Origin of the sequence: Phenylobacterium sp., from assembly GCF_016793285.1 — a bacterium.
In the GTDB taxonomy this organism is placed as follows: domain Bacteria; phylum Pseudomonadota; class Alphaproteobacteria; order Caulobacterales; family Caulobacteraceae; genus Phenylobacterium.
In genome coordinates this window covers 1-26,830 of record NZ_JAEUMO010000074.1, presented here as the reverse complement: position 1 = coordinate 26,830, position 26,830 = coordinate 1, and the positions used below count along the sequence as shown (strand labels likewise).

General features: G+C 70.6%; 23 protein-coding genes. 12 read left to right on the top strand and 11 right to left on the bottom strand.

Going from position 1 to position 26,830, the window contains the following annotated elements; genetic code table 11:
- Positions 1–96 precede the first annotated feature (96 nt).
- Both JNL41_RS07715 and JNL41_RS07710 read right to left on the bottom strand, forming a co-directional pair.
- Positions 97–1,005 carry an MBL fold metallo-hydrolase gene (locus JNL41_RS07715; RefSeq protein ID WP_293473698.1) on the bottom strand — a complete coding sequence of 303 codons (909 nt, stop codon included), beginning with the start codon at positions 1,003–1,005 and terminating at the stop codon, positions 97–99.
- 61 nt (positions 1,006–1,066) lie between these two features.
- Entirely contained in the window at positions 1,067–1,477 is a 411-nt protein-coding gene (locus JNL41_RS07710; RefSeq protein ID WP_293473697.1) for a TIGR01244 family sulfur transferase, read from the bottom strand.
- Between the two features lie 112 nt (positions 1,478–1,589).
- Between JNL41_RS07710 and oppB the strand changes: the two genes are divergently transcribed.
- The 3 genes from oppB to JNL41_RS07695 all read left to right on the top strand — a co-directional run bounded on the left by oppB (position 1,590) and on the right by JNL41_RS07695 (position 4,766).
- Complete coding sequence (gene oppB, locus JNL41_RS07705; protein WP_293473696.1) at positions 1,590–2,513, top strand: oligopeptide ABC transporter permease OppB; 924 nt, start codon at positions 1,590–1,592, stop codon at positions 2,511–2,513.
- Positions 2,514–2,712: 199 nt separating this feature from the next.
- Positions 2,713–3,594, top strand: a complete 882-nt coding sequence (locus JNL41_RS07700; protein WP_293473695.1) for an ABC transporter permease subunit — start codon at positions 2,713–2,715, stop codon at positions 3,592–3,594.
- Complete coding sequence (locus tag JNL41_RS07695) at positions 3,591–4,766, top strand: aspartyl/asparaginyl beta-hydroxylase domain-containing protein (RefSeq protein WP_293473694.1); 1,176 nt, start codon at positions 3,591–3,593, stop codon at positions 4,764–4,766. Before JNL41_RS07700 ends, JNL41_RS07695 begins: the two co-directional genes overlap by 4 nt.
- Positions 4,767–4,798: 32 nt before the next feature.
- Here JNL41_RS07695 and JNL41_RS07690 read toward each other — a convergent pair whose 3' ends face one another.
- A complete protein-coding gene (locus JNL41_RS07690; RefSeq protein WP_293473693.1) occupies positions 4,799–5,335 on the bottom strand; it encodes a hypothetical protein in 537 nt (178 codons plus the stop codon).
- Between the two features lie 429 nt (positions 5,336–5,764).
- Here JNL41_RS07690 and JNL41_RS07685 point away from each other — a divergent pair, with 429 nt between their 5' ends.
- From JNL41_RS07685 to JNL41_RS07670, 4 genes are all read left to right on the top strand, one after another.
- Complete coding sequence (locus tag JNL41_RS07685; protein WP_293473730.1) at positions 5,765–8,707, top strand: TonB-dependent receptor; 2,943 nt, start codon at positions 5,765–5,767, stop codon at positions 8,705–8,707.
- A 93-nt stretch (positions 8,708–8,800) separates the two neighbouring features.
- Positions 8,801–10,597 carry a tetratricopeptide repeat-containing sulfotransferase family protein gene (locus tag JNL41_RS07680; RefSeq protein WP_293473692.1) on the top strand — a complete coding sequence of 599 codons (1,797 nt, stop codon included), beginning with the start codon at positions 8,801–8,803 and terminating at the stop codon, positions 10,595–10,597.
- Positions 10,598–10,687: 90 nt separating this feature from the next.
- Complete coding sequence (locus tag JNL41_RS07675; protein ID WP_293473691.1) at positions 10,688–12,409, top strand: sulfotransferase; 1,722 nt, start codon at positions 10,688–10,690, stop codon at positions 12,407–12,409.
- Positions 12,406–13,416 carry an aspartyl protease family protein gene (locus JNL41_RS07670; RefSeq protein ID WP_293473690.1) on the top strand — a complete coding sequence of 337 codons (1,011 nt, stop codon included), beginning with the start codon at positions 12,406–12,408 and terminating at the stop codon, positions 13,414–13,416. The genes JNL41_RS07675 and JNL41_RS07670 overlap by 4 nt, the downstream gene beginning before the upstream one ends.
- A 52-nt stretch (positions 13,417–13,468) precedes the next feature.
- Here the strand turns inward: JNL41_RS07670 and sppA are convergent, their stop codons facing one another.
- Both sppA and JNL41_RS07660 read right to left on the bottom strand, forming a co-directional pair.
- On the bottom strand, positions 13,469–15,244 hold the full coding sequence (sppA, locus tag JNL41_RS07665) for a signal peptide peptidase SppA (protein WP_293473689.1): 1,776 nt from the start codon (positions 15,242–15,244) through the stop codon (positions 13,469–13,471).
- An 83-nt stretch (positions 15,245–15,327) separates the two neighbouring features.
- Positions 15,328–17,133 carry a dipeptide ABC transporter ATP-binding protein gene (locus tag JNL41_RS07660; protein WP_293473688.1) on the bottom strand — a complete coding sequence of 602 codons (1,806 nt, stop codon included), beginning with the start codon at positions 17,131–17,133 and terminating at the stop codon, positions 15,328–15,330.
- A gap of 220 nt (positions 17,134–17,353) precedes the next feature.
- Between JNL41_RS07660 and JNL41_RS07655 the strand changes: the two genes are divergently transcribed.
- Both JNL41_RS07655 and JNL41_RS07650 read left to right on the top strand, forming a co-directional pair.
- Positions 17,354–18,538: a glycerophosphotransferase gene (locus JNL41_RS07655; RefSeq protein ID WP_293473687.1), complete on the top strand. Its 1,185-nt coding sequence runs from the start codon at positions 17,354–17,356 to the stop codon at positions 18,536–18,538.
- Positions 18,539–18,573: 35 nt separating this feature from the next.
- On the top strand, positions 18,574–19,254 hold the full coding sequence (locus JNL41_RS07650) for a hypothetical protein (protein WP_293473686.1): 681 nt from the start codon (positions 18,574–18,576) through the stop codon (positions 19,252–19,254).
- A gap of 6 nt (positions 19,255–19,260) precedes the next feature.
- Here the strand turns inward: JNL41_RS07650 and JNL41_RS07645 are convergent, their stop codons facing one another.
- Both JNL41_RS07645 and JNL41_RS07640 read right to left on the bottom strand, forming a co-directional pair.
- Positions 19,261–19,848 (bottom strand): hypothetical protein, encoded by a 588-nt coding sequence (locus JNL41_RS07645; protein ID WP_293473685.1) that lies wholly within the window; start codon positions 19,846–19,848, stop codon positions 19,261–19,263.
- A gap of 142 nt (positions 19,849–19,990) precedes the next feature.
- On the bottom strand, positions 19,991–20,872 hold the full coding sequence (locus JNL41_RS07640; protein ID WP_293473684.1) for a hypothetical protein: 882 nt from the start codon (positions 20,870–20,872) through the stop codon (positions 19,991–19,993).
- An 88-nt stretch (positions 20,873–20,960) separates the two neighbouring features.
- Between JNL41_RS07640 and JNL41_RS07635 the strand changes: the two genes are divergently transcribed.
- Positions 20,961–22,322 carry an SLC13 family permease gene (locus tag JNL41_RS07635; protein ID WP_293473683.1) on the top strand — a complete coding sequence of 454 codons (1,362 nt, stop codon included), beginning with the start codon at positions 20,961–20,963 and terminating at the stop codon, positions 22,320–22,322.
- 25 nt (positions 22,323–22,347) lie between these two features.
- Here JNL41_RS07635 and JNL41_RS07630 read toward each other — a convergent pair whose 3' ends face one another.
- The 4 genes from JNL41_RS07630 to JNL41_RS07615 all read right to left on the bottom strand — a co-directional run bounded on the left by JNL41_RS07630 (position 22,348) and on the right by JNL41_RS07615 (position 25,704).
- Positions 22,348–23,004 (bottom strand): hypothetical protein, encoded by a 657-nt coding sequence (locus tag JNL41_RS07630; protein WP_293473682.1) that lies wholly within the window; start codon positions 23,002–23,004, stop codon positions 22,348–22,350.
- Positions 23,005–23,059: 55 nt separating this feature from the next.
- On the bottom strand, positions 23,060–23,608 hold the full coding sequence (locus JNL41_RS07625) for a 3-hydroxyanthranilate 3,4-dioxygenase (RefSeq protein ID WP_293473681.1): 549 nt from the start codon (positions 23,606–23,608) through the stop codon (positions 23,060–23,062).
- A gap of 24 nt (positions 23,609–23,632) precedes the next feature.
- On the bottom strand, positions 23,633–24,607 hold the full coding sequence (locus tag JNL41_RS07620; protein ID WP_293473680.1) for a dihydrodipicolinate synthase family protein: 975 nt from the start codon (positions 24,605–24,607) through the stop codon (positions 23,633–23,635).
- A gap of 140 nt (positions 24,608–24,747) precedes the next feature.
- Positions 24,748–25,704, bottom strand: a complete 957-nt coding sequence (locus JNL41_RS07615) for a LysR substrate-binding domain-containing protein (protein ID WP_293473679.1) — start codon at positions 25,702–25,704, stop codon at positions 24,748–24,750.
- A 131-nt stretch (positions 25,705–25,835) separates the two neighbouring features.
- Between JNL41_RS07615 and JNL41_RS07610 the strand changes: the two genes are divergently transcribed.
- A complete protein-coding gene (locus JNL41_RS07610; protein WP_293473678.1) occupies positions 25,836–26,642 on the top strand; it encodes an aspartate dehydrogenase in 807 nt (268 codons plus the stop codon).
- A 97-nt stretch (positions 26,643–26,739) separates the two neighbouring features.
- A partial coding sequence (locus JNL41_RS07605; protein WP_293473728.1) for a hypothetical protein occupies positions 26,740–26,830 on the top strand: 91 nt, incomplete at its 3' end.

Sequence of the window (26,830 nt, the reverse complement as noted above, 5' to 3'; positions counted from 1 at the left end):
AGGAGGTCCCCCGAGAAAAGCACCTTCGCGCGCCGGCCTCCAGACGGAGCGGGCGGGTTGCTTCGATTTGGGCGCCGGCGTCCGCCGCCGGCGTGTTCAGACCAGCCGGTAGACGCTGTCCGGCCCCGGAGCTCCGTCGGTGGCCAGCGCCCCCTCGCGGACCAGGTGGATCATGCCGGCCAGCATGGAGCGGGCGGCGGCGGGGTGGAGGCGCGAGTCCACGTCGGCGTAGAGGCGTGGGACGAGGTCGTTGATGCGCGCCGGACCGGCCTTCAGCGCCGTGGTGAGCTGGTCCAGGCGTTCCTGGCGGTGGGCGGCGTAGGCGGCGATGAAGGCGTCGACCTCGCGGATCGGCGGGCCGTGGGTGGGCCACATCACGTCGAACCTGCGGCGTCGGATGTCGGCGAGGCTGGCCAGGTAGTCGGTCATGTCGCCGTCGGGCGGGGTGATGACGGTGGTCGACCAGCCCATGATGTGGTCGCCGGTGAAGCACGCGTTCTCTTCGCGCAGCCCGAAGCAGATGTGGTTGGAGGTGTGGCCCGGCGTGGCGATGGCGTCCATCGTCCAGCCGGCACCCTCGATCACCTGGCCGCCGCCGCAGAGGCTGATGTCGGGCGCGAAGCCGAGATCGTGGCCGGCCTCCATCCTCACGCCGCCCGCATGGTCGTCATCGTCGTCGTGGGGCGCGACGGCGCAGCCGTAGATCGGCGCGCCCGTCCTGGCTTTCAGCGGTCCGGCCAGCGGCGAGTGGTCGGAGTGGTGGTGGGTGATCAGGATGTGGCTGACCGTCTCGCCCTGCACCGCCCTCAGGATGGCGTCGAGGTGGGCCGGGTCGTCGGGGCCGGGGTCGATCACCGCCACCTGGCCGCGCCCCACGATGTAGGTGCCGGTCCCCTTGAAGGTGAACGGGCCGGGATTGTCGGCGGTGACGCGGCGGATCAGCGGCGAGACCTGGTCGCAGCGGCCGTACTCGACGGCGATCTCGCGGACGTAGGGAATGCTCATCCTGCTTCGCTCCTGAAGGAGATTCTCAGGATAAATCCTCGGAAGCCTTGGCGTAGGAGGATCATCCGCCCAGGACTCCGGAGAGGTCGTAGCCGGCGTCGCGGCCCAGGCTCACCAGTTCGTCGCGCGCGCGGGCGCCCGACTGCGCCTGGCCGAGCGACCACGTCACGATCGAGCGGGTGCCCGAACGGCAGAAGGCCAGCACCGGGGCCTCGGCCACGGCCAGCAGCGCCTGGGTCTGGGCGACCTGCGCCGGCGTCGGCCCGCCGGAGACCGGGATGTGGTGATAGGCGAGACCGGCGGCCTTCGCGGCGGCTTCCATCTCAGCGCTGGTCGGCTGGCCCGGCGCCTCGCCGTCGGGACGGTTGTTGATGAGGGTCCGGAAGCCCTGGCGTGCGGCCTCGGCCACGTCGGCCACGCTGATCTGCGGGGCGGCGGTGAAGTCGTCGGTGACGCGTCGGAAGTCGCTCATGGGCAGGCCCTGCGGAAGGATGGGGGTTTCGTTGACATCATCGGGGGTGGGTGGAAGTTTCGCAATGTCCGGGCCGCGTCAGGCTCCTCTCGCGCAAGGCTTCCCGAGCGGCATGCTGCGATACATCGGCCGCAGGCTCCTGGTGGCGATCCCGACGCTGTTCCTGGTGATCACCGCGGCCTTCTTCATGATGCGCGCGGCGCCCGGCAGCCCGTTCGATTCCGACCGCAAGCTGCTGCCCGAGATCGAGGCCAACGTGCTGGCGCAATACGGCATGAACAAGCCGCTGGGGCAGCAGTACGTCGACTATCTGGCGGGCGTGGCGAAAGGCGACCTGGGGCCGTCGCTGAAGTACCGGGACAAGAGCGTCCTCGACATCCTGAACGAGAACTATCCCGTCTCGCTGAAGCTGGGCCTGTCGGCGATCCTGATCGCGTCGATCGTCGGCGTGAGCCTGGGCGTGATCGCGGCGCTCCGGCAGAACCGCATGGCCGACAACGTGGTGATGGCGGTGGCGATCCTGGGGGTCTGCATCCCCACCTTCGTGACCGCGCCGCTGCTGGTGCTGGTCATCGCGTCGAAGCTGGGGTGGTTGCCGACCGCCGGGTGGAACGACGGGGCGCTGGCCAACCTCGTGCTGCCGGTGACCGTCCTGGCCCTGCCGCAGATCGCCATCATCTCGCGGCTGACGCGGGCGGGGATGATCGAGGTGCTGAGCGCCAACTACATCCGCACCGCCCGCGCCAAGGGCTTGCCGGAGAGCCTGATCGTCCGGAAGCACGCTTTGCGCGCGGCGATCCTGCCGCTGGTGAGCTACCTCGGCCCGGCGTGCGCGGGGCTGATCACCGGCTCTCTGGTGGTCGAGAAAATCTTCAACCTGCCGGGTCTCGGGAAGTTCTTCGTCATCAGCGCGCTGCAGCGGGACTACACGGTGGTCATGGGCATGGTGATCTTCTACGCGGCGCTGATCCTGGTGCTGAACCTGCTGGCCGACCTGCTCTACGCGGTCCTCGATCCGCGGGTGCGGCTGGCATGAGGCGAACTTTCATAGCTCTACCTCCCTTCCTCCTCGACGGAGGAAGGGCAGGGGATGGTGGTGTGCGCAGGACCAAGGCGACGGTGCGCGTTCGGCGCGACGGCTCCTTGCGCCTTCTGACCGGCGTTGGAGGCCACACCACCACCCAACCCTCCTCCGTCGAGGAGGAGGGCGGTGAGTCTGGCTGGGAGGCTTCGGCATGAGCCTTTCCGCCACCGCTTCCGCGCCGGCCGTGAAGGGCCGCAGCCTGTGGGACGACGCACGCCGCCGGCTGCTCAGGAACAGGGCCGCGGTGGCGAGCGTGGCGGCGCTGGCGTTGCTGGTGGCGGCCGCCGCGGTCGGGCCGTACCTCGTTCCCTTCACCTACGACCAGGTCAACAAGGCCGACGTCTGGCTGCCGCCGCTCACGGGCGGCCATCTGCTGGGCACGGACGCTCTCGGACGGGACCTGCTCGCCCGCCTGCTGACCGGCCTGCGCGTGTCGCTCGCGATCGGACTGGTGGCGACGCTGGTCTCGCTGGTGATCGGCGTCGCCTGGGGTGCGACGGCCGGCTACGTCGGCGGCAAGCTGGACGAGGCGATGATGCGGATCGTCGACGTCCTCTATTCGCTGCCCTTCATCTTCTTCGTGATCCTGCTGATGGTGACCTTCGGGTCGAACATCGTGCTGATCTTCGTGGCCATCGGCGCCGTCGAGTGGCTGACCATGAGCCGGATCGTGCGCGGCCAGACGCTGACGCTGAAGAACAAGGAGTTCGTCGAGGCCGCCCGCGCCGCGGGGCTCGGGCGAACGGCGATCGTCGCGCGGCATATCGTCCCGAACCTGCTGGGACCGGTGGTCGTCTATGTGACGCTCACGATACCAGCGGTCATTCTCGCGGAGAGCTTCCTGAGCTTCCTCGGGTTGGGGGTGCAGCCGCCGATGGCGTCGCTGGGCGTCCTGATCGCGGGGGGCGCCTCGGACATGGAGCTCGCGCCCTGGCTGCTCGTCTTCCCCTCGCTGGTGATGGTCGTGACCCTGATGTGTTTCAACTTCATCGGCGATGGCCTGCGCGACGCCATCGACCCGAAGGACCGGTGAACGTGGTCGGGGGGCCGCAGTCGCCGGAGCAGCATCTGGCCGACGCCGTGGCGGCGATGCGGCGGGGCGACTCCGCGGGCGCGCTTCGGTGCGTCGCCGAGGCCGAGGCGATGGCCCCGCACGATCCGCATGTGAAGATGCAGAAGGCGCTGATCTACCGCGTGAGCGGCGCGCTGCCGGCCGCGCTGGCCGCGCTGGACGAGGCGCTGGCGCTGGATCCGTACAACTTCCTGGCCCTGCTCTCGAAGGGTGCGGTGATTGAGAAGCTGGACGGCGAGCGGGTCGCGGCCAAGGTCTACGAGAACGCCATCAAGCTGGCCCCGGCCGAGGCCAGCCTGCCGCCGAACCTGAAGAGCCCGCTCGCCCGCGCGCGCCAGGTGGTGGAGCAGACGCGGGAGGCGCTGGCGAGGTATCTCGCCGACCAGGTGGGCTCGGTCGACGCGGCCGGCAGCGAGCTGGCGCAGAAACGGCTGGAGGAGGCGATCGGCGTCTACGCGGGCGTCCGCAAGGTCTACCAGCACGAGCCGCTGCTGCTGCACTACCCGCGCCTGCCGGCCATTCCCTTCTACCCGCGCGAACTCTTCCCGTGGCTGCCCGAGATCGAGGCCGCGACGTCGACGATCCAGGCCGAGCTCGAGGCGGCGCTGGCGACGCAGATGGACGCGTTCTCGCCCTACATCCAGTTCCCGGCCGACGCGCCGGTGAACCAGTGGGAAGAGCTGAACCACTCGCCGCGCTGGAGTTCGCTCTTCCTCTGGAAGGACGGGGTGCGCAACGACGCGGTCTGCGCGGCCTGTCCCGAGACCGCCGCGCTGCTGGCGAAGCTGCCGATGGCGCACCAGCCGGGCTTTGCGCCCACGGCGATGTTCTCGGCGCTGGAGGCGAACACCCGGATCCCGCCGCACACCGGCTCGACGAACGTGCGCCTGCTCTGCCACCTGCCGCTGGTGCTGCCGGGGCGCGCAGGGTTCCGGGTGGGCAACGAGACCCGCGAATGGGAGATGGGCAAGGCCTGGGTGTTCGACGACACCATCGAGCACGAGGCCTGGAACGACGCGGACGCCCTGCGGGTCATCCTCATCTTCGACGTCTGGAACCCCTACCTGGAGCCCGGCGAGCGGGAGCGCATCAACGCCATGATGGCGGCCCGGAACGCGTTCTACAGCGGGTGATGAACCGCCCCCATCGCGATGGGGGAGGTGCCTTAGTCCGTCCGCTTGGCCCGGAAGGCGCGTTGGTTGTCGACGGTCATCAGGAAGCTGCCCAGCGAGGCCTTGCGGATCTTCACCGGCATGCCCTGCTTGGGTGTCTTGAAGAGTTCGGTGGCGTCGATCTGGGCCCAGGTCGCGCCGTCCTCCAGCTTGATGATCCAGCGGCCCATGCTGTCCTGGCGCGCGGCCATGACGGCGCCGGCGACGTTCTCCAGGTCCTCCTGGGTCTCGCCCTTCTCGAAGAGGGTGATCGAGGGCAGCGAGAAGCCGAAGGCCTGGCGGCGGACCTTGCGGGCCTGCTCGCGGTCGACGACGACGATGTCGCCCTTGGCCTCGGCCTGGTCGAGTGCGGCGGTCGCCTGGTCGTAGCAGGCGAGGCGGGCGCCGTCCTCGGTGAGCTTGCGGCAGTCCACGAGCTTCTGGACGATCGCCGCGCGGCCGCCCTCCGCCTTGGGCTGCGCCCCGGACGACGCGACGCCCAGGACGGCCGCCAGAACCAGGCCGAACGCGGCCGCCGCAAAGCGCTTCATGGACCAGACCCCGGTTGACGCACCGCCTCATTAAGCGGCGTCCGGCGGCCCGTGCAACGGCCTGCGGCCGACCTCGTTCGGATGCGGGCCGGGATTCGCCCCCGCGGCCCCCGGCGGGCGGTCGGAGCCGGCCCTTCCTGTCACAATCCTTGACGAAACCTTGCCGGATTTCGCCTTGGCTGTGGCAATCTGTGACCAGAATGCGACAGGTGGGCGCCCGAAACATTGCTGATAGCTAATGTTCGTTGACCGCCAAAGGCTCACCCTCGTAACTCCGCCGTAACCGGAGGCGTCATCGTCCCCGGGACCGACTCTTTTTGTGGGGAGCGGCCGTCCCGAGGGGCGGCCCGCTGGAGGATCCAGACCGTGAAATTCAAGTCCATGCGGGAACGCCTTTTGGCGTCTTCTATGATTGGCGGCGTGGCCCTGATGGGCATCTCGTCGCAGGCGATGGCCCAGGCCAGCTCGTCGGACGAAGTGTCCGAAGTGGTCGTGACGGGTACGCGCATTCCGTCGCCGAACCTGGAAAGCGTCAGCCCGGTGACCGCCATCGGCGCCCAGGAGCTGAAGGCCCAGGGCGTGACCCGCGTCGAAGACATGATCAACACGCTGCCCCAGGCCTTCGCGGCCCAGGGCGCGGCGCTCTCCAACGGCTCGACCGGCACCGCGACGATCAACCTCCGCGGCCTGGGCGCGACCCGCACCCTCGTCCTGGTTGACGGCCGCCGCCTCATGCCCGGCACGCCCAACACGAGCGGTGGCGCTCTCGCCGCCGACATCAACTTCATCCCGGCCGCCCTCGTGCAGCGCGTGGACGTGCTGACCGGCGGGGCCTCGGCCGTGTACGGCGCCGACGCCGTGGCCGGCGTCGTCAACTTCATCATGCAGAAGAACTTCGAGGGCGTGCGCGTCGACGCGCAGTACGGCCTCTATCAGCATGACAACTCGAGCCCGATCGCCGACGTGGTGAACCGGGCCGCGGCGGCCGCGGCCAGCCCGCAGTTCTTCGCCCTGCCCAAGAACAACGTGCGCGACGGCGAAAGCTCGGAAGTGACCCTCGTCCTCGGCGTCAACGCGCCGGACGGCAAGGGCAACGTGACCGCCTACGCCGGCTATCGTCACGTCGAGCCGATCCTGCAGGGCAACCGCGACTTCTCGGCCTGTACGCTGAACTCGGGCGCCAGCTTCAGCGCCTGCGGCGGTTCGGGCACGGCCTTCCCGGCGCGCGTCGGCAACTTCGTCGTCGACGTGACCAGCGCGGCCCAGCAGTTCCGCCCGCGCGTCGCGGCCCGCGACGTCTACAACTTCGGCCCGTCGAACTACTACCAGCGTCCGGACGACCGCTACGTGATGGGCGCCTTCGCCCAGTACGAGATCGCCCCCTGGGCCACGGCCTACGCCGACCTGATGTTCATGGACGACACGTCCACGTACCAGATCGCGCCGGGCGGCATCTTCGCCGGCAACTTCTCGATCAACTGCGCCAACCCGCTGCTCTCGCCGCAACAGCGCGGCCTGCTCGCCGCCACGGCGGCGTCGGGCGGCGGCACCTGCGCCACCAACCCGAACGGCACGTTCACGGGCGTCGTGGCCCGCCGGAACGTGGAAGGCGGCGGCCGTCAGGGCACCACCGAGCACACTCAGTACCGCTACGTGGTGGGTCTGCGCGGCGACCTGAACGACAACTGGAACTACGACTTCTTCATGCAGTACGGCCGCGTGAAGTTTAAGCAGGTCCAGACCGGCTTCTTCCGCACCAGCGCCATTCAGAACGCTCTGAACGTCGTGTCGGTGAACGGCGTGCCGACCTGCACCAGCGTGGTCAACGGTTCCGACCCGGCCTGCGTGCCCTACAACATCTTCGCCAACGGCGGCGTGACCCGCGCCCAGCTCGACTACCTCGAGACGCCCAGCTTCTCGACGGGCAACACCTTCGAGCGCGTGGTCAACTTCTCGATGGGCGGCGACCTCACCGACTACGGTGTGAAGAGCCCCTGGTCGGAAGAAGGCGTGGGCGTGTCGTTCGGCGCCGAATACCGTCGCGAACAACTCGACTCCGCCGCCGACTTCGTGTCGTCGGCCGGCCTGCTGAACGGTTCGGGCGGCGCGGCTCCGCCGGTGAACGGCTCGTTCGACGTGTATGAAGCCTTCGCCGAAGCCCGCCTGCCGATCATCACGGACATGGCCTTCGCCAAGCGCGTGCAGGTCGAGCTGGCCTACCGCTACTCGGACTACTCGACGAGCGTCACCACCGACACCTACAAGATCGCTGGTGACTGGCAGTTCGACGACAACATCCGCGTCCGCGCCAGCTACCAGCGCGCGGTTCGTGCGCCGCACGTCCTCGAGCTGTTCTCGCCGCAGAACGTCGTCCTGGACGGCACGCAGGACCCCTGCGCCGGCCTGACGGCGGCCAACCCGCTCGTGGCCCGTTGCGCCCAGGCGTTCAACCTGACCACCGCGCAGGTCCTGGCGATCGAAGCGAACCCGGCCAACCAGTACAACGGTCAGACCGGCGGTAACCCGAACCTGGATCCGGAAACCTCGGACACCTTCTCGTTCGGCTTCGTCGCCACCCCGACCTTCCTGCCGGGCTTCAACTTCTCGGCCGACTACTTCGACATCAAGGTGAAGGACTACATCTCGGGCATCGGCGCGGACGTCATCATCAACCGCTGCGTCAACACCCTGGATCCGTTCTTCTGCTCGCTCGTGAAGCGTGACTCGGCCGGTTCGATCTGGCTGTCGCCGCAAGGCTACGTCGTCGACACCACGCTGAACACCGGTGCGCTCCGCACGAAGGGCATCGACATCAACGCGGGCTATCGCACCGACCTCGAGAATCTCGGTCTCGAGAACGCGGGCGGCATCTCGCTGTCGTTCGTCGGCACCTACCTCGACAAGCTGCAGACCAAGCCGCTCCCGGGCGACGCCTACTACGACTGCGCCGGCCTGTACGGCACCGTCTGCGGCGTCCCGGCTCCGGAATGGCGTCACAAGGTCCGCCTGACCTGGAACACCCCGTTCGAGTACGGCGACTGGGTGAAGAGCCTCGGCCTGTCGATCCAGTGGCGTCACTTCAACAAGGCGACCCTGGACGCCTACTCGAACGACCCGCAGCTCAACAACACGGGCATCCAGTACGAGTCGGACCGGGTTCTCGGCGCGCGCGACTACGTCGACCTGACGGCGACGTGGACCGTCAAGGACAGCCTGAACTTCCGCTTCGGCGTCAACAACGTGTTCGACAAGGATCCGCCGCTGACGGGTTCGTCGAACTGCCCGACCGGCTCGTGCAGCGGCAACACCTGGCCGCAAGTGTACGACTCGTTCGGCCGCTACATCTTCCTGGGCCTGACCGCCGACTTCTAGTCGCGCGACAGACCACGAAAGGACGGCCTTCGGGGCGGCGGAGCGATCCGCCGCCCCTTTGGTTTTTGGGGCCGCCCGCTGGTAAGGAGGCGCATGAGCAACTGGTCGAGCGGCAAGTTCACCGTCCGCGTCGGCGGCGGCTTCGCCCCGGCGCCGGCCCGGGCGGCCACCCCCGCCCCGGTGGCGACCGCGGCCGACGCGACGGCGGCGGCGCGCTACCGGATACAGGGCGACCGCCTGCGGCTGGCGGGTGACGTGGCCGGCGCGGACGCGGCCTACGCGCGGGAAATGCGGGCGACCGTGTCCGACCCGGAACTCGTCCGCTCAGCCGACGCGATGCTTGCGGGCCGCTTCGCCGAGGCCCACGCGGCGCTGCGCGACGTGGCGGCCCGACGGCCCGACGACGTCCACGCGCTCTGGATGCTGGGCGACCTCTGCGCCCGGGCCGGCCGCAACGCCGAGGCCGAGGACCTGCTCGCCCGCTGCCTGGCGCTGGCGCCCGGTTTCACCTCGGCCCGCTACGCCTACGCCATGGTGCTGAACTGGCGCAACAAGGTGGCGGAGACGCTGGCCGAGGCCGAGACGCTGCTGGCGGCCGATCCCGCGAACCCCGTCTATCGCCACCTCAAGGCCTCCTCGCTGCTGCGACTTGGGGACGACCCCGGCGCGGCGGCGGCCTACGCCTCGGTGCTGGAGGCCGATCCCGACCAGCCGTTGACCCTGATGAGCTACGGCCACGCGCTGAAGACGATCGGGCGCCAGGCGGAGGCGGTGGACGCCTACCGCCGCGCGCTCGCGCTCTCGCCAGGCCTGGGCGAGGCGTGGTGGAGCCTCGCCAACCTGAAGACGGTGACCTTCTCGGCGGGCGACGTCGCCGCCATGGACCGCGCGTTGGGCGGGGAGCTGGCGGCGACCGATCGCCTGCAACTGCACTTCGCGCTCGGCAAGGCGCACGAGGACGCCGGCCGCGACGCCGAGGCCTTCGCGCACTACGAGCGCGGCAACGCGCTCCAGCGCTCGCGCGTGGACTACGTCGCCGACGAGACCACGATCCAGATGCGGCGCGCCAAGGCGGTGCTGAGCGCCCCCTTCCTGGCGGCGCGGGCGGGGCAGGGCAGCCCGCGGCCCGATCCGATCTTCATCGTCGGCCTGCCGCGTTCGGGCTCCACGCTGGTGGAGCAGATCCTGGCGAGCCACAGCCAGGTGGAGGGCACCCACGAGCTGCCGCACATCCCGAACCTCGCCGCGACGCTGGCCGGGCCGGCGCGCCGCGAGCCCGAGGGCGCCTATCCCGACGTGCTGGCCGCGCTCTCGCCAGGCGAACTCGGGCCCCTGGGCGAGGCGTACCTGGAGCGTGCGCGTATCCATCGCAAGCTGGAGCGGCCGTTCTTCATCGACAAGCTGCCCAACAACTGGATCCACGCGGGCCTGATCCACCTGATCCTGCCGCGCGCGAAGATCGTCGATGCGCGGCGCCATCCGCTGGGCTGCTGCTTCTCGGGCTTCAAGCAGTACTTCGCGGCGGGCCAGGCGTTCAGCTACGACCAGACGGACCTCGGCCGCTACTACCGCGACTATGTGGAGCTGATGGCGCACGTCGATGCGGTGCTGCCGGGCCGGGTCCATCGGGTGATCTACGAGCGGATGGTGGCCGATCCCGAGGCGGAGGTGCGCCGCCTGCTGGACTACTGCGGCCTGCCGTTCGAGGCCAACTGCCTGAAGTTCTATGAGAACGACCGGGCGGTGCGGACCGCCAGCTCCGAGCAGGTGCGCCGGCCGATCTTCACCGACGCCGCCGGGCACTGGCGCCGGTTCGAGCCGTTCCTGGGCCCGATGAAGGCCGCGCTCGGCCCTGTCCTCGACGCCTACCCGGACGCGCCGTCCTCCTAGACACGCCGGAAGGTTGCACTCTGAGGCGCGCCTTGTGGCCCGCATCCTGCTAGGCTGACGCCGCGTGACTGCAGTCTGGGGAATACGGCGTTGAGCGAGTGGAAGGTCGGACAGATCAAGGTGAAGGTGGGCGGCTACACGCCCGCCGCGAAGCCCGCGCAGGCGGCTCCGGCGCCGTCCGGCGTGCGTGACGCCGAGGCCGACCGGCGGACGCTGCAGGCCATCCAGTCCGTCGCCCAGAGCCGTGACTTCGCGCGCGCCGGAGCCATGGCCGAGGAGGCGCTGCAAGGCGGGCTCGAGCATCCGATGCTGCTGAACCTCGTCGCGTTGAAGTGCGAGCAGGAGGGGCGCTTCGACGACGCCCTGCGGGCCCTGGGCCGCGCCGTCGAGATCGCGCCGAACGATATCGGCGCGCGCAATGCGCTGGGTCTCGTGCTCACCCGCATCGAGCGCTACCGCGAGGCGCTGTCGGTGTTCGAGGGCGTGTGCGCGATGGCCCCCGAGTTTGCTGGCGCGCACTGCGCGCGCGGCGCGGCGCTGGAATCGCTGGGGCGGCTCAAGGAGGCCGAGGCCGCCTACCGCCGCGCCGAGGAACTCCAGCCGGAGAACCTGGGCGCCGTGCAGGGTCTCGCCAATCTGCTCAGCCGCAGGGGCGCGCACGCCGAGGCGCGGCCGCTGGCCGAGGACGTGCTGGACGCCCAGCCCAACTTCCCGGACGCGGTGATGGTGCTGGCGGCGGCCGACGCGGCTGAAGGCGCCGGCGAGCGCGCCAAGCAGCGGCTGGACCTGCTGATCGCCGACGAGCGGGTGACGCCCGTGCAGCGGGCGCTGGCGCAGGGCCTGCTGGGCGACGTGCTGGACACGATGAACCTGCCGGCCGAGGCGTTCGCCGCCTACACCGCCTGCAACATGGAGCTCTGGCGCGCCTATGCCCCGGTCTACGGACAGCGGACGAGTGCGCTCGACTTCGCCCGCGCCATGATCGCGGAACTCGACAACATCGCGCCCGATAGCTGGACGTCCGGCGGCGGGGCCGTGCGCGACGACGCGCCGAAGGCGCATGTCTTCCTGCTGGGTTTCCCGCGCTCGGGCACGACGCTGCTGGAGCAGGTGCTGGCCAGCCATCCCGACGTGGAGGCCCTGGAGGAGCGCGAGACGCTGGAGGAAGCGCAGCGCGCGTTCCTGAGCCAGCCGCAGGACCTGATCCGGCTGGCCAGGGCCGGCGAGGCCGAACTGGCCCCCCTGCGCGAGGCCTACTGGGCTCGGGTGAAGGCCGAGGGCGCGAACCCCGCGGGCAAGGTGTTCGTCGACAAGCACCCGCTGAACACCTTCCGCCTGCCGCTGATCCTCAAGCTGTTCCCCGACGCCAGGATCCTGTTCGCCCGCCGCGACCCGCGCGACGTGGTGCTGTCGTGCTTCCGTCGCCGGTTCACGATGAGCGGGTCAGCCTACCAGTTGCTGACACTTCCCGGCGCGGCCGGGCACTACGATGCCGCCATGAAGCTCGCCGATCGCCTCGAGGGGCCGATGGCCGCCCGCACCCATGTGGTCCGCCACGAGTCGCTCGTCGAAGACTTCGAGCCGGCCGTGCGCGAGATCTGCGCCTTCCTCGGCCTCGATTGGGCCGATGAGATGCGGAACTTCGCCGACAGGGCCCGCGACCGCGCGGTCGCGACGCCCAGCGGCGCCCAGCTCAGCCGCGGGCTCTCGGCAGAGGGCGTTGGCGCTTGGCGGCGCTACGCTACCGAACTCGCGGCCGTGCAGCCGCAGTTGAAGCCGTGGGTCGAATCCTTCGGCTACCCGAGCGAATGACCCTCTCGCGCCGCGGTGCGGTCCAGGGCGCGATGGCGCTGAGCCTGGGCGGCTTCGCGGCGGCGTGCGCGGGGTCCCCGCGGCGCGAACCGGTCTTCTCGATCAACCTCGCCGCCCAGCAGCCCGAGGCGCAGGCGGCCACCGGCACGCGCCTGGAGACCGCCTTCGACGAGGCGTTGCGGATGACCGTGCCGGTGCATCTCGGCAAGCGCGGGCCGTTCGCCTTCGTGGTCGACACCGGCGCCAACCACACGGTGATCGGCGTCGAGACCGCCGAGCGGTGCGGCCTGCTAAGCGACGGGACAGCCGACGTGCATGGGATCGCCGGCGCGCAGCCGGCGCCGCTGGTGAAGACGCCGCTGCTGCGCGTGGGTCAGGTGCAGTCGAGAAACCTGCGGTTGCCCGCCCTGCCCAAGGCGGCGCTGGGCGCGGACGGCCTGCTCGGCGTCGACGTGCTCAAGAACCGGCGCATGCGCCTCAACTTCCGCGGCAACACCTTCGAGATCGGGCCGTCCGGCGTCGGCGCGCAGATCGGCCGCGCCATCGACACGCGCATCCCCGATCCGTCGAAGGGCATCGTGGTGCCGGCGCAGTACCGATCGGGCCAGCTCGTGATCTTCGACGCCGACGTCGCCGGCATCCCGGTGCGGGCGTTCCTGGACTCCGGCTCGCAGGTGACCTGCGGCAACCAGGCGTTGGAAGACGCCCTGGTCCGTCTGCGGCCCGAGCTGGCCGAGCGGATGGTCCGGACCGAGCTGATCAGCGCGACCGGCCAGACCTCGCCGGCCACGCTGGCGGTGTTGCCGCGGTTGCGGCTGGGCGGGATGGGGCTCGACAACGTGCGCGCGGCCTTTGCGCCGCTGCACATCTTCAACCTCTGGGGTCTGAACGAGCGGCCCGCGATGCTGGTGGGCATCGACGTCCTGCGGCATTTCGAGGAGATCACCCTCGACTTCGGCCGCCGCGAGGTGACCTTCATCCGTCTCCGGCGGCGGCCGGCGGTCTGACCCGCCAGACCATTCGGCGCTGGGCTGGTCCGAGGTCGGGCCGCCGAATGCTCTAGCGGATGGGCATGGGGGCGAGCACGGTCCCGTGGCCTTCGCCGCGCAGCTTCGCTTCGGCGACGCGGTCCAGGATGCCCTGGGCGCGCGGGTCGCCGAAGATCCAGGCCGCCGCGGCCAGGGTGCGCGCCGACTGGGCCGAGACCCCCAGCACGTTCTGCAGGGCCTCGAACGTGCCTTCGGTCGGCGTCATGCGGCGGATCGGCACGTCGCCCTTGAGGTCCGCGAGCTGCTTGGCCTTGTCGATCGCCTGGTAGAAGCCGCCCACCTCGTCGACCAAGCCTAGGCCCTTGGCCTGCGCGCCGGTCCAGACGCGGCCCTTGGCGATCTCGCGCACGCGGTCCGGCGAGAGCTTGCGGCCTTCCGCTACCCGGACGACGAACTCGCCGTAGATGCGGTCCATCCAGCCGGCGAACGCCGCGCGCTGCGCCGGCGTGAACGGCTGGCCCAGGCCGAAGGCCCCGGCGTAGTCGCCGCCTACGCCGACCGGCCGCAGATCGACCCCGAACCGCGACGCCGCGTCGCCCACGGCGAACTTGCCGCCGAACACGCCGATGGAGCCCGTGAGCGTGGTGGGCTGGGCGACGATGGCGGAAGCCTCCGAGGCGATCCAGTAACCGCCCGAGGCGCCGTAGGTGCTCATCGAGACCACGACGGGCTTGCCCTTGGACTTGGCGAAGCGGACGGCGTCCAGGATCTGCTCGGACGCGGTGTCGGCGCCGCCCGGCGAGTTGACGCGCAGGACGATGGCCTTGACCGAGTCCGCCTTGCCGGCGCGCACGATGGCCTCGGCCAGGTCGTCGGAATAGATGGTCGAGCCGCGGGTGAACGGGTTCGAGCCCTGGTCCTTGCCGGTCACGATCGGGCCCTCGGCCTCGATCAGCGCGATCGAGTCGCCCATCGGCTTGCCCGACTTGCGGTCGTCGACGTAGTCGTCGAAGTCGACCGCGCGGGCGCCGTCCCCGGCCTTGTCGAGGAGCGCCTGCTCGGCCTCCCGCACCTGGCCGATGCGGTCGATCAGCTTCAGGCGAAGCGCGTCGCCGGCGATGTAGGGCCCGGCCTCCAGCGTCCGCTTCAGGGCGGCCGGATCGGCCTTCCGGTCGGCGGCCGCAAACGCCAGGTTCGAGGCGTAGACCGAGCCCATCCACGACAGTGTCGACTGCCGGTGGGCGGGCGTGAAGTCGGAATAGAGGTAGCCGTTGACGGCGTTCTTGTACTCGTAGCGCTGCTCGTACTGGGGGGTGACGCCGTACTTGTCGAAGAAGCGCTTGAAGAAGATCTCCTCGGTGGCGATCCCCGTCACCTGCAGCGAGGCCCCCGGCTGCATCCAGAACTGGTCGGACGCGCGGCCCAGCATGTAGGTCGTGGTCACGATGCCCGCGGGATAGATGCCCTGGCTGTGGGCGTAGACGGGCTTGCCCGAGGCGCGGAAGTGGGCCAGGGCCAGGCGGATCTCGTCGGCCATGCCCGGCTCGACGCCGCTCTCGGGTAGGCGGACCAGGAGGCCCTTCACGCGGTCGTCGCCCTCGGCGCGGCGCAGGGTCTCGATGATCGACATCACCGAGGTCGAGTTGCGCCCGATACCCCAGAGCGGGTTGTGCGGCGCCTGGTCGGTGAGCGGCTGGCGCAGGTCGAGTTCGAGCACGGTCTTGCCGGGAATCGGCGCGGGGGCGGCGCTGTTCAGCGCCATGCCGATCAGCACGATCGGGACGCCCACGAGGAAGATCACCAGGCCCGCGAAGACCCCTGCGGCCGTGATCAGGAACTGCTTCATCTCAAGCCCTAGTGTCGCAACCGTGCGCCCGCGCCCCGCGTGGGCTGTCGCACACATTGGGACGGCGCGGAAGCGGCGCGACCCTAGCTGTCGAACTCCGCGACGAGATGCCCTGGCTCGACCTCCCTGAGCGCCGGCGGCAGGACGGGCGTGGAGCCGTCGACGGGCAGGCGCGAGGGGGCGAAGCGGAAGGCGGCGCGCGGATCCAGCGGGCTGGGCGGGTCGCCGGGGATGCGCAGGCGTCGGCGGGTTCGCTCGACCGCGGGATCGGGGATGGGCGCGGCGGAGAGCAGCGCCTTGGTGTAGGGGTGCTGCGGCGCCTGCCAGATGCGGTCGCGGTCGGCGACCTCCATGACGCGGCCGAGGTAGAGCACCAGCACCCGGTGGCTGATCTCGCGCACGACGGCCAGGTCGTGGCTGATGAAGATCATCGAGAGCCCCATATCCTTCTGGAGCTGGATCAGCAGGTCGATGATCTGGGCGCGGACGCCGACGTCGAGGGCCGAGACGGCCTCGTCGCAGATGACCAGGCGGGGCTTCAGGATCATGGCGCGGGCGATGCCGACGCGCTGGTTCTGGCCGCCAGAGAGTTCGTGCGGGTAGCGGTTGATGAGCCCGGGATCGAGCTCGACCCTGCGCATCATCGCGCGGGCCTCGTCCTCGCGCGCGGCGGGGGAGAGGTCGGATCGGAACGCCGTCAGCGGCTCGGCGATCGAGGTCCCGATGGTCATCCGCGGGTCCAGGCTGGCCAACGGGTCTTGGAAGACGATCTGCAGATCCCTGCGCGCCGCGCGCATGGCGTCGCGGTCCGCGTGGGTGATGTCGCGGCCGAGCAGGGTGACGGCGCCCTCCGTGGCAGGCCACAGGTTGAGCACCGCGCGCGCCAGCGTGGACTTGCCCGAGCCGCTCTCGCCCACGACCCCCAGCGTCTCGCCGCGGCGGACCGCGAACGACACGCCGTCGACGGCGCGCAGCATCTTCGCCGCGCCGAACAGGCCTTCGCGGATCGGGAAATGGACCTTGACGTCGCGGCCCTCGACCACCGGCTCGGCGCCCTCCGGAACCGGTGCGATCTCGGGTCGTCCGCCGCGGTCGGCGCGGTCGAGGCGCGGGATCGCGGCCAGCAGGGCGCGGGTGTAGCCGCTCGCCGGTTCGGCGAAGATCCGCGCCGCCGGGCCGGCCTCGACGTAGGCTCCGTCCTTCATGACGCAGACACGGTCGGCCAGGCGGGCGATGACGCCCATGTCGTGGGTGATCAGCACCAGCGCCGTGCCGGTGTCGCGCTGCAGCTCGGCCATCAGGTCGAGAATCTCGGCCTGCACGGTGACGTCGAGCGCCGTGGTCGGCTCGTCCGCGATCAGCAGTTCGGGGCCCGGCGCCATGGCCGCGGCGATCATCACCCGCTGGCGCATCCCGCCCGAGAGTTCGTGCGGGTACTGGCGCAGGCGGCGCGCGGCGTCGGGGATGCGCACGCGCTCCAGCCACTCGCGGGCGCGCCGGTCCGCCTCGCCGGCCGACAGGCCCAGGTGCAGGCGCAGCGGTTCGGCGATCTGCTCGCCGATGCGCACATGCGGCGTCAGCGCCGTCAGGGGGTCCTGGAAGATCATGGTCATCTTCGAACCGCGGACCCTGTTCAGCTCGCGGGGCTTCAGGCCCAGCAGCTCCTGTCCGTGCAGCTTCGCCGAGCCCGAGGCGCGCCCGTTCCGGGCCAGCAGGCCCATGACGGCCATGAAGGTCTGGCTCTTGCCCGATCCGCTCTCCCCGACGACGCCGAGGGTCTCCCCCCGCGCCACCTCCAGCGAGACGCCGCGCACGGCATGGACCGCGCCGTCGTTGGTGTCGAAATCCACGGTCAGGTTCGAGAGGGTCAGCACGGCGCCGGTCGTCATCCGCCGACCATAGCCGCCCTCTGGCGCGCCGCCACACCCGTTCGCCGTCCTGCGCGCTGCTTTCGGCGCGCCCGATGCGGATCGGCTCGGCGCCGGGCTTCCGGCGCCGTGCTGACCCGGCGCGAACCGCGGACGACTGACACCGAACTGAAATAAAGGCGGCTCCAAGTCCAGTTAATATGAAACTTATAATTACTAGTTCACGAGGCGTGCTCCGACCGTGCTGCATACCGTCTGTCTGCTGAACATCGCCCAGTGGCACCAGGCCCTGCATGTGCTGCCGATTGCGGCCGCGCTCAGCCGCAGGGGCGACGTCGATGTCCACGTCGCGGTGGCCCGCTCGTCGTCGCTCGGCGCCGCCAGGGCGCTGTGCGAGCGGCTGGGCGCGCGGCGCCTCAGCTTCCGGGCGTTATGGCCGAGGCCGCTGGACGGGCTGGTCGGAGAGGCCGGCCATCCGCCGAAGCGGCTCATGCTCGCCGCGGCCGCGCCTTTCCTCGCGGGATGCGACGCCCTGGTGGCGCCCGAACGCACGTCCCTGTTCCTGAAGCGGATCGGCGTGCGCCGGCCGCTGATGATCCACTCCGACCACGGCGCCGGCGACCGCGCGGTCGGCTACGAGGCGCGTATCGCGCAGTTCGACTACGCGCTCGTCGCGGGTGCGAAGCAGGAAGACCGGATGCTGCGCGAGCGGCTGATCCGGCCTGGGCGCTACCGCGTCGTGGGCTACCCGAAGTTCGAGGCCGCGGGGGCGGGCGGGGCTGGCCGGCCGGCGCTCTTCGCCGAGCCCCGTCCGACCGTCCTCTACAACCCGCACTTCGATCCCGAACTGGGGTCGTGGGACCGCTGCGGGCTCGACGTACTGCATGCCTTCGCGCACCAGACCCGCTTCAACCTCATCTTCGCGCCGCACCTGCGGCTGGCCCAGCGCGTCCGCGGGCTGGCGGCGCAGGTCGCACCGTTCGCCGGCCTGCCGAACGTCCACGTCGACCTGGGCAGCGCGCGGAGCTGCGACATGACCTATCCGCGCGCCGCGGACGTCTACCTCGGCGACGTGAGCAGCCAGGTCTACGAGTTCATCGAGACGCCGCGGCCGTGCGCCTTCCTGGATGCCGGCCAGGGGCTCGACCCCGGCGATCCGAACGCGGCCCATGTGCGCCTGGGGCCGGTCGGCCGCCACGGGGACGACGTGCTGGCGCTGGTGGACCACGCGCTGCGGACGTTCCCGGACCATCGCGCCCGGCAGCAGGCGGCTTTCGCCCACACCTTCGCTCTGGAACAGCGCCCGTGCTCCGAACGCGCCGCTGAAGCCGTGGTCGACGCCATCGTCCAGGCGAAGCGCTCGCGTCGCCCCTCGCCGAGCCATCCGCCGCTGTCGCCGGCCTTCCGACGCGAGCCGGTCCCCTGACGCTCCTGCACCGCCGGACGGCCGGGCGGGAGCTGGTGAAGCGCGCCCTCGGCGTGCAACTGAACGGCGACGTCGCGGAGCGGCTCTGCGACATGGGCCTGCGTCCGCCGCTGGGGCCGCGGCGCAGCCGGCGCCTGGATCTGTTCCGGGGCCGGGGTCTCCTGTTCATCCATGTGCCGAAGGCGGCGGGGATGGCGGTCAGCCACGCGCTCTACGGCGAGCAGGTGCAGCACGCCACCATCCGCTACTACCGCGCCGTCGCCCTCGAACTGACGAAGGGCGTCCCCAGCCTCGCCGTCGTGCGCGATCCGATCGACCGCTTCCGGTCGGCCTACGCCTACGCCCGCGCCGCCGGCAGCCGCGACAACCGCGTCTCCGAACCCTTCCGGTCGATCTATGCCGCGTTCCGCGACGTGGACGAGGCCCTGGACCACCTGGAGGCCGCGGACTGGCCTTACGGGGTCGACCACATCTTCCGGCCGCAGGCCTGGTACATCACCGACCGCCAGGGTGCGATCGCGGTCGATCGGCTCGTGGCGCTGCCGGATCTGAAAGCCGCGCTGCGGACTATGGCGCCCTGGGCGTCTCCGCTGCCGGAACTCAATCGCACCGGGTCGCCCAAGCCCCGCCTGAACTCGCGGCAGGAGTGGCGCCTGCGCTATCTCTACGCGGCGGATCTCACGCTGGAACGCACCGCGCGGCTGGGCGGCGGCTGAGGCCGGTCAGTTGCCGTCCCAGGACTTGTCGCGGGGCGGCTTCCTTGGGGCGAGCAGGCCGGGGTAGGGCGCCTTGCCGATCCGGTACTCGCACCAGACGTCGCCCTTGGGACATTCGAACGTCCCGTCGAACGCCTTCTCGAGCTTCGGGCTGACCACGGCATAGGTCGGAGCGGTTTCCGATCCCTTCGCCAGCGCCTCGTGGCAGGCGGTCCGTTCGGCCTTTGTCAGGGCCAGCAGGTCGGCATGGCGGCAACCCAGCTTGCCGCGCAGCGCTGCGGGCGCGTTCTCCGCAACCACCCCTTCGGACGGGCGCACGCGCCAGTCGATGCGCGAGTCCGCCTGCCGGGCGGCTGTTCGCGACGGATGGGGCGCCGCGGCCGGCGATGCGACCGTCGCGCGGGCGGAAGTCGGCGTGGGCGGCGGCGCAGGCGGCCTGGCGCGCGGCGGCAGCCGGACGAGCGTCACCGTCATGGTCGGAGACTCGGCCTCCTGCGGGGCGATCCTGGAGACCAGCAGGCCCGCGAGCAGGGCGTGCAGCGCCACCGCCGCGGCCAGCGCGACGGAACTTGAAGATCGAGCCGCTTTCCGCACCAGGCGTCCCCAGACCGGCCCGTCCGGCCCGCGCGCCGGGGGATAGGTCGGCGGTGCGGCGGCAGTGTTGCCGGCGCGTGTCCGGGCACATGGGAGGTGTGTCGGCGGCGAGGCGTGGCGCCGACCGGGCCATGGGCTGCGGCTATCCCGGCCGCCACTCGCGCAGGAGTTTGCCGTCGGCCTCCTCGAACGCCACGCGGTCGACCTCGGCGGCTGCGATGCAGACCGGGCGCACGTCGGGCGAAGGGGCGTGGCAGCGGATCGCGCCGCCGTCCGAGAATGCCGAGAGCCGGCCCTCGATGACGAGGCGATAGCCGCCCGTCGGCGGCTTCAGCGGCGTGTCGCCCTCGGCGCGGCGCGTGAAGGCGAACGGCTTGCCGTCCCGCCGGCCCAGCCGCGACCCGCCCTGTGCGAATACGGCGGCAAGCCCGGCGACCTGGCGGTCGGCGGTCGGCGCGGGCGGATCGGCGGGTGGCGCATGCGCCGGCGCCTTGGCGTCTCCCGCGTTGGGCGCTGCCGCCGCCACGGCCGGCGCATCCGTCACTGTGGTCGGAGGACAGCCCTCCTCGCGCAGCCAGGGGCGGGCGATCCAGAAACCCTCGACCGCTTCCCATCCTTCGCTCTTGCCGGTGAACCCGTCATGCGCCGCCCAGTCCGCGGGCGCGAGGGAGATCTCGATCGCCTTGCGGTCGCGGGTCCAGGTCCAGCGGGCGAGGCCGGGCGTCGCTGCGGCCGCGGGCCCGCCGCAGCCGAACACCTGTCGCACGACGAAGCGGCGGTCCGAAAGGTCTGCGGCGCCGTCCGGCCGGCCCGCGGCGTAGGCGGACGCAGCTCGGTCCAGGGCGCGGAGCAACTCGGCGCGGTCCATGACCGCAGGAACAAGCGGCGCCGGCGCGACCGCCGGGGCTGCTGCGGGCGGCGGTTCCGCCGGCGGCGCCGGCGGCGGACGCTGGCAGGCCGCCAGGACCTGCGCGGTCGCCAGGAGGGCGACGGAGAGGCGGGAGAAGGCGGGCCTCGCACGCATCCCCGGACCCTAGCATCCGTCTCGCCGTCGGCGCGACCCCACGAGGATGTCAGTTGACCCGCAAGCAATCCATCGCGTGCAAGGCGTCATGACCTTCGATCAGATCGTCGCCCTCGTGGTCCTGGTGTGCGTCGTCGGACTGATGATCCACGGGCGGATGCGCGCGGACGTCGTCGCCCTGCTCGGCGCCGCCGTCCTGCTCGTCCTGGGGGTGGTGCGTCCGGTGGAGGTGCAGGGCGCATTCGCCAGCCCCGCCATCCTGACGCTCGCCGGCCTGTTCGTCATCGCCTACGCCATCGAACTGTCGGGCCTGCTCGGCCTGATGATCCGCCAGGCGACCCGGCTCTCCTCGCGGATCGGCGCGCTGGGCATCTGGATGGTGATCGGGCTGTGCGGCTCGGTCGGCGGCTTCCTGAACAATACGCCGGTGGTGGTGCTCGCCGCGCCGGTCATCCGTGACGTCGCCCGCTCGCTCGGCCTGTCTCCCAAGCGCTTCCTCATGCCGCTGAGCCATGTGACCGTCATGGGCGGCCTGCTGACGCTGATCGGCACGTCGACGAACCTGCTCGTCAACGACATGGCCCGCAACGCCGGCCAGCCGGTCTTCACCCTCTTCGAGATCACGCCCGTCGGCCTCGTCATCGCCTCCGTCGGCGGCCTGTGGCTCTATGTCGTGGGCGCGCGCCAGCTTCGCCGGTCCGCCACCGCCGAGGAAGCCGGCGCGGCGTCCGCCGAGGCGGGCGCCGGCGGCCACGGCGCGCCCGCGCCGCTCGGCGAAGCGCGCAACCAGCCCGACGGCTCGGGCGATGCGAGCCTCGGCGACGTGGCGCTCTACAGCGCCGCCGACCGGCGATTCCGCCTGCGGCCGGCGCTGATCTCGCTCGGCGTCTTCCTGGGCGTCATCGGTGCGGCGGCCCTGGGCTGGGCGCCGATCGCCGCCGCCGCCTTCGCCGGCGCCGTGCTGCTGATCCTCCTGAAGGTCATCACGCCGGACGAGGCCTATTCCGGCCTGCGCCCGGAGATCCTGCTCCTGATCGCCGGCATGGTGGTGATCGGCACGGCCATGGAACTCACCGGGCTCGCCAAGGCGGGCGCGGACCAGCTCATCGGCTTCATCCGGCCGCTCGGCCCGTTCGGCGCCCTGGCGGTGCTCTACGGCGTCACCCTGTTCGCCACCGAGCTCCTGTCCAACGCGACGGTGGCGGTCCTGATGACCCCGATCGCCGTGGCGGTGTCCGAGAGCCTGGGCGTCGATGCGCGGCCCTTCCTTGTGACCGTCATGATGGCCGCATCGGCGGCCTTCGCCACGCCGTTCGGCTATCAGACCAACGTGCTGGTCTTCAACATGGCCGGCTACAGCTACATGGACTTCGTCCGCGTCGGCCTGCCCCTGAACCTCGTCACCTGGGCCGCCGCCATGGTCGCCATCCCCATGTTCTTCCCGTTCTGAGGCCCGGCTTGCGGCGGTCCCCGCGCTAACGCATCGCGGCGACCAGTTCGGAGAGGCGGGTCGGGCTGAGTTCGGCCTCGCTGTCGCTCACGCTGCTGGCCGCCAGCACGCAATCGACATGCGGCCGATACAGCTCGAAGTTCTCCGCCGACACGCCGCTGGCCAGGGCCAGCGGATGCGGCCCGATGGCCGCCTTCATGCTGGCCACCTTGTCGAGGGGTGCAGCGGACCCGGTGGCCGATCCGCTCGTGGTGACGACGTCGACGAAGGGTGCGGCGGCGCGGGCGGCCGCGGCCGGATCGCTGACGGGCCGCTGATGCTTGAACGCCACGCCGCCGAAGTAGAGGCCGCCCCATCCGGCCGCCGCCCGCGCGTCCGCGAACCCCGTGACCGCCGGCGGCTGCGGAGCGACTTCGTGCGTTCCGGCGTCGGAGACCCACAGCCCCGAGGCGTCGGCGGGAACCAGGCCGAGGGAGCTCGTCGCCGACAGGCGCATGAAGCTGAGGCCGATCCAGGCGTCCGCAAAGCGCGCGCGGGCCGCGCGATAGGCGGCCACGAGCGCATCATCGGCGATCGCATGATTGATCAGGAAGACGCCGTCCGCGCCGGCGCTCAGCGCGCGCTCCACGTTGCGCAGGACCTGTCCGCTCGTCTCCGCATGCACCACGACCAGGAGAGTCACCGGTCGGCTGAAGACGTCCCGGAATCCCACAGCGCCCTCCGAACAACGACGCGGGTCAGATCTTCACCCATCCCGGAGGCGGAGTCTTGCCGGGATGCAGCGCGCCGCACGAGGGGCAGGTCCGCTTCGCCTCGTCGGCATAGAACGCATCGTAGAGGGGCGGCAGATCCTCGACGATGTCCCTGATCTCCAGTTCGACGCGATGGACCAGGCCGCTGCACTCGAAGCAGAACCACTCGAACCCGTCGCGGGCGCCGGGCGCCCGGGTCCCTTCGACCACGAGGCCGATCGAGCCGGGGACAGGGCGTTGCGGCGAGTGCCGCACGCGAGGCGGCAGCATGAAGACCTCGCCCTCGCGGATGGGCACGTCGACGATCCGCCCGTCGTCGATCACCTTGAGGATCATGTCGCCCTTGAGCTGGTAGAAGAATTCCTCGACCGGATCGTCGTGAAAATCGACCCGCTGGTTGGGGCCCCCGATCACCTGGACGATCATGCCGGTGTCCTCGAACACCAGCTTGTTGGCCACGGGCGGCTTCAGGAGATGGGCGTTGGCGTCGATCCATCCCTGGAACGAGAACGGCTTTCCTAGACCGGCCACCATTTCGGATTCCCCCTTGGTCTCGTGTCAGCCCGCCACGGACGTCGCGGCGGGTGTCAGCCCACAGGCCTCGAACGCGGCGCGCGTCGCCGCCTTCTCCTCGGGCGTCAGCCCGAGCAGCGGCCGACGAACCGGCCCGCCCACCTGGCCGAGCAGTTCCTGCCAGTATTTCTGGTGCGCGTGCGACTTCCCGCCCGGCCGTGTCGAGCGCAGGGCGCGGCGCACGGGATCGAGGCTCGCGCTGACCTCGCGGGCCCGGCCGACCTCGCCGCGCATGGCGAGGTCGGTGTACTGACGCATCCTCCGGTCGGCCGCGGTCTGGAGCAGATAGGGCGGTGTCGAGCAGAGATAGACCTGCCAGTTCAACTCCACGATGTTGTCCAGCCACTCCTCCTCGGAGGACGTGCTCACGATGAGCCGGTCGCCGGCGAGCTGTGTGAGGCGCGCGTACATCTCGCGCGGCACGCTGTACTTGATCGCCACGATGTTCGGCAGGTCGGCAAGCCGGGCGCAGAGCTCCGGGGTCATGAGGTAGCCGCTGTCGGGGTGGCTCCACATCGCGATGCCGATGTCGAGCGCCTCGCTGAGATGGCGGTAGTACTCGTAGACGGTGTCGTCCGGCGGCGAGACGAAGTGCAGGACCGGGGCATGCACCACGATGAAGTCCGCGCCGATGTCCTGCGCGTGGCGCGCCAGCTCCAGCACCGTGTCCAGGTTCTGATCCGAGCACGACATGATCGTCCCGGCCACGCCCGACGTCGCCTCCACCGCGATCTCGAAGGTTCGCTTGCGCTCCTCGACCGACATCGAGAAGAATTCGCCCTGCTTGCCGGAGATGAAGAGCCCGTCGATGCCGAGGTCGCGCGTCCAGTGGCGGATGTTCCGCCGGAAGCCCGATTCGTCTATCCGCAGGTCATCGCCGAACGGGGTCAGGGCCGCGGCCCAGATGCCGCGCAGGTGTGCGCGGGCGAAGTCCTTGGCGTCCTTCTTGTCGTACTTCACACGCCAACTCCCTCGGACCTGTTCGCCTTGGGGCCCAGGCGTTCATTCCTGACGACCCGGACGGGAGCGTAGCAAGGCGGCACATAAGGTCCGATTCGATTTAATGCGCTTCAATATTACGGATCGGAATATGACTGCGATCACTCGCAGGCGTCGGTCGCCATGTCCCGGCCCACACTGCGAAGGTCCTCCAGGAGCGCGGCGGCGGAGGGCCGCAGGTCGCCTGGCGCCCGCATGATCGCGCCCACCGGGCTCTCCGTGCCCGGGAGGCGGACCGGGAGGATCGCGAGCCGTCCGTCCAGCACTTCGCTGCGGACGACATGATAGGGCAACACGCCGATGACGTCCGACTTCTCGAGCAGGACGCGGTTCGTCAGCGCCGACATCGACTCCACGATGTTCTGCGGCAGGCGCAGCTTCTCGGCGGCGAAGAGCCGCTCCAACTGCCGCCGCAACTGGGACTCCGGCACCGGAAGCAGCCAGGGCTCGTGGAGAAGCTCATGGAGCTTCAGCCGCGCGCGTGAGGTCAGCGGGTGGCCGCTGCGAACCGCGAGGCAGGTCCGTTCCAGGTAGAACTCCTCGTAGAGCAGGCCTTCGCTCTGTGGTCCTTCCGGCAGGCGTCCGAGCACCATGTCGAGGTCGCCCATCCGCAAGCGCGGGATCAGGATGTCGTAGGTGCCATCGAAGACCGTGACCGCGACGTTGGGGCGCTTGCGCTTGAGTTCGATCACCGCCCGGGGCAGGAGCCCGGACGAGGCGGCGAGCAGGGTGCCGACGGTGACATGGCCGCCGAACCCCTCGCGCACGTTTTCGAGCTCCTCCGCCGAGTGCCGGAGCTGGGCCAGCACCGTCTTGGCGTGCCGCACGAAGATCTCGCCATAGTGCGTGGGCGCAAGGCCGCGGCTGCTGCGCACGAAGAGCTGGAGGCCCAGCGTCTCCTCGATGTCCTGCAGCGACTTCGTGACGGCCGGCTGCGTCAGGTTCATCTTCTGGGAGGCCTTGAGGATGCCCCCGTAGTCGTAGATGGCCGAGATCAGCTCCAGGTGCCGCAGCCGCAGCTTGCGCGTGATCCGGCGGTCGAGCGGCACGAGAGACATCTGCGATCACCCCAAGGTCCCGCCAGCGTGGCGGCGTGCGAACGATATCGCTGTCAGGAATAATGGGGGAAGCGAATATAATTATCCGTGGGGTGACGACGCCCCTAAGTTGCCCGGCCTGGAGGACGCCGATGGAGCGGACGGTAGGGGTCGTTGGTCTCGGCGCCGTGGGCATGGCCGTCGCGCGCGCCCTCGACGCCGGACTGCCGGGCCTGCGCCTCGAGGCTGTGGCGTCCAGGCGCGCGCAGAGCGCCTCGGCCTGTTGCTCGAGGCTGTCGGGCGCGCCTCGGATCCTCACCCCCCGGGACATCGCGCACACCTGCGACGTCGTCGTGGACTGCGCGCCGGCGGCCGCGTTCCGCGAGATCGTCGAACCCGCGCTGGCGCTGGGCCGCACGCTCCTGACGCTGAGCGGCGCGGCGCTGCTACGGCATCCGGACCTTGTCGATCTGGCCGGGCGGTCGGATGCCGCCATTGTCCTCGCCAGCGGCGCGATCGGAGGGCTCGATGCGTTGCGCGCGGCCGCCGAGGGCGATCTCAGGTCGGTGGAACTCGTCAGCAGCAAGCCGCCGGGCTCGCTGGCGATGTCCGCCTATGTGCGTGAGCAAGGCCTCGATCTGTCGGGCCTGGCCGTGCCGTTGCAGCTCTTCGCGGGCAGTGCGGGCGAGGGCGCCCGGCTCTTCCCGGCAAACGCCAATGTCGTGGCCGCGCTGGCGCTCGCGGGCATCGGACCGGACGCGACGACATACGAACTCTGGGCGGATCCGGCGCGAATGCGGAACGTCCATCGGCTCGCCGTCGAGGCCGACAGCGCGCGGTTCACGCTCGAGATCGAATGCGAGCCCAGTGAAGAGAATCCCGCAACCAGCCGGCTTGCGGCGCTGAGCCTGGTCGCCTCGCTGCGCCGTCTCTCGGCGCCTCTTGTCGTCGGGAGCTAGAATTCCGGCCGGGAATAGCGCGGACCTCCAACGTCATTGGACGGCCATCGCGGGGCGGCGTAGCCGGAACGTCCGCAAGGCCAGGAGCCCGAGTGTAGTGCGAGAGATCAGCCATTTCATCGACGGCGCCGTGTATGTGGGCGCTTCGGGCCGCTACGGCGACGTGATGAACCCGAACACGGGCGAGG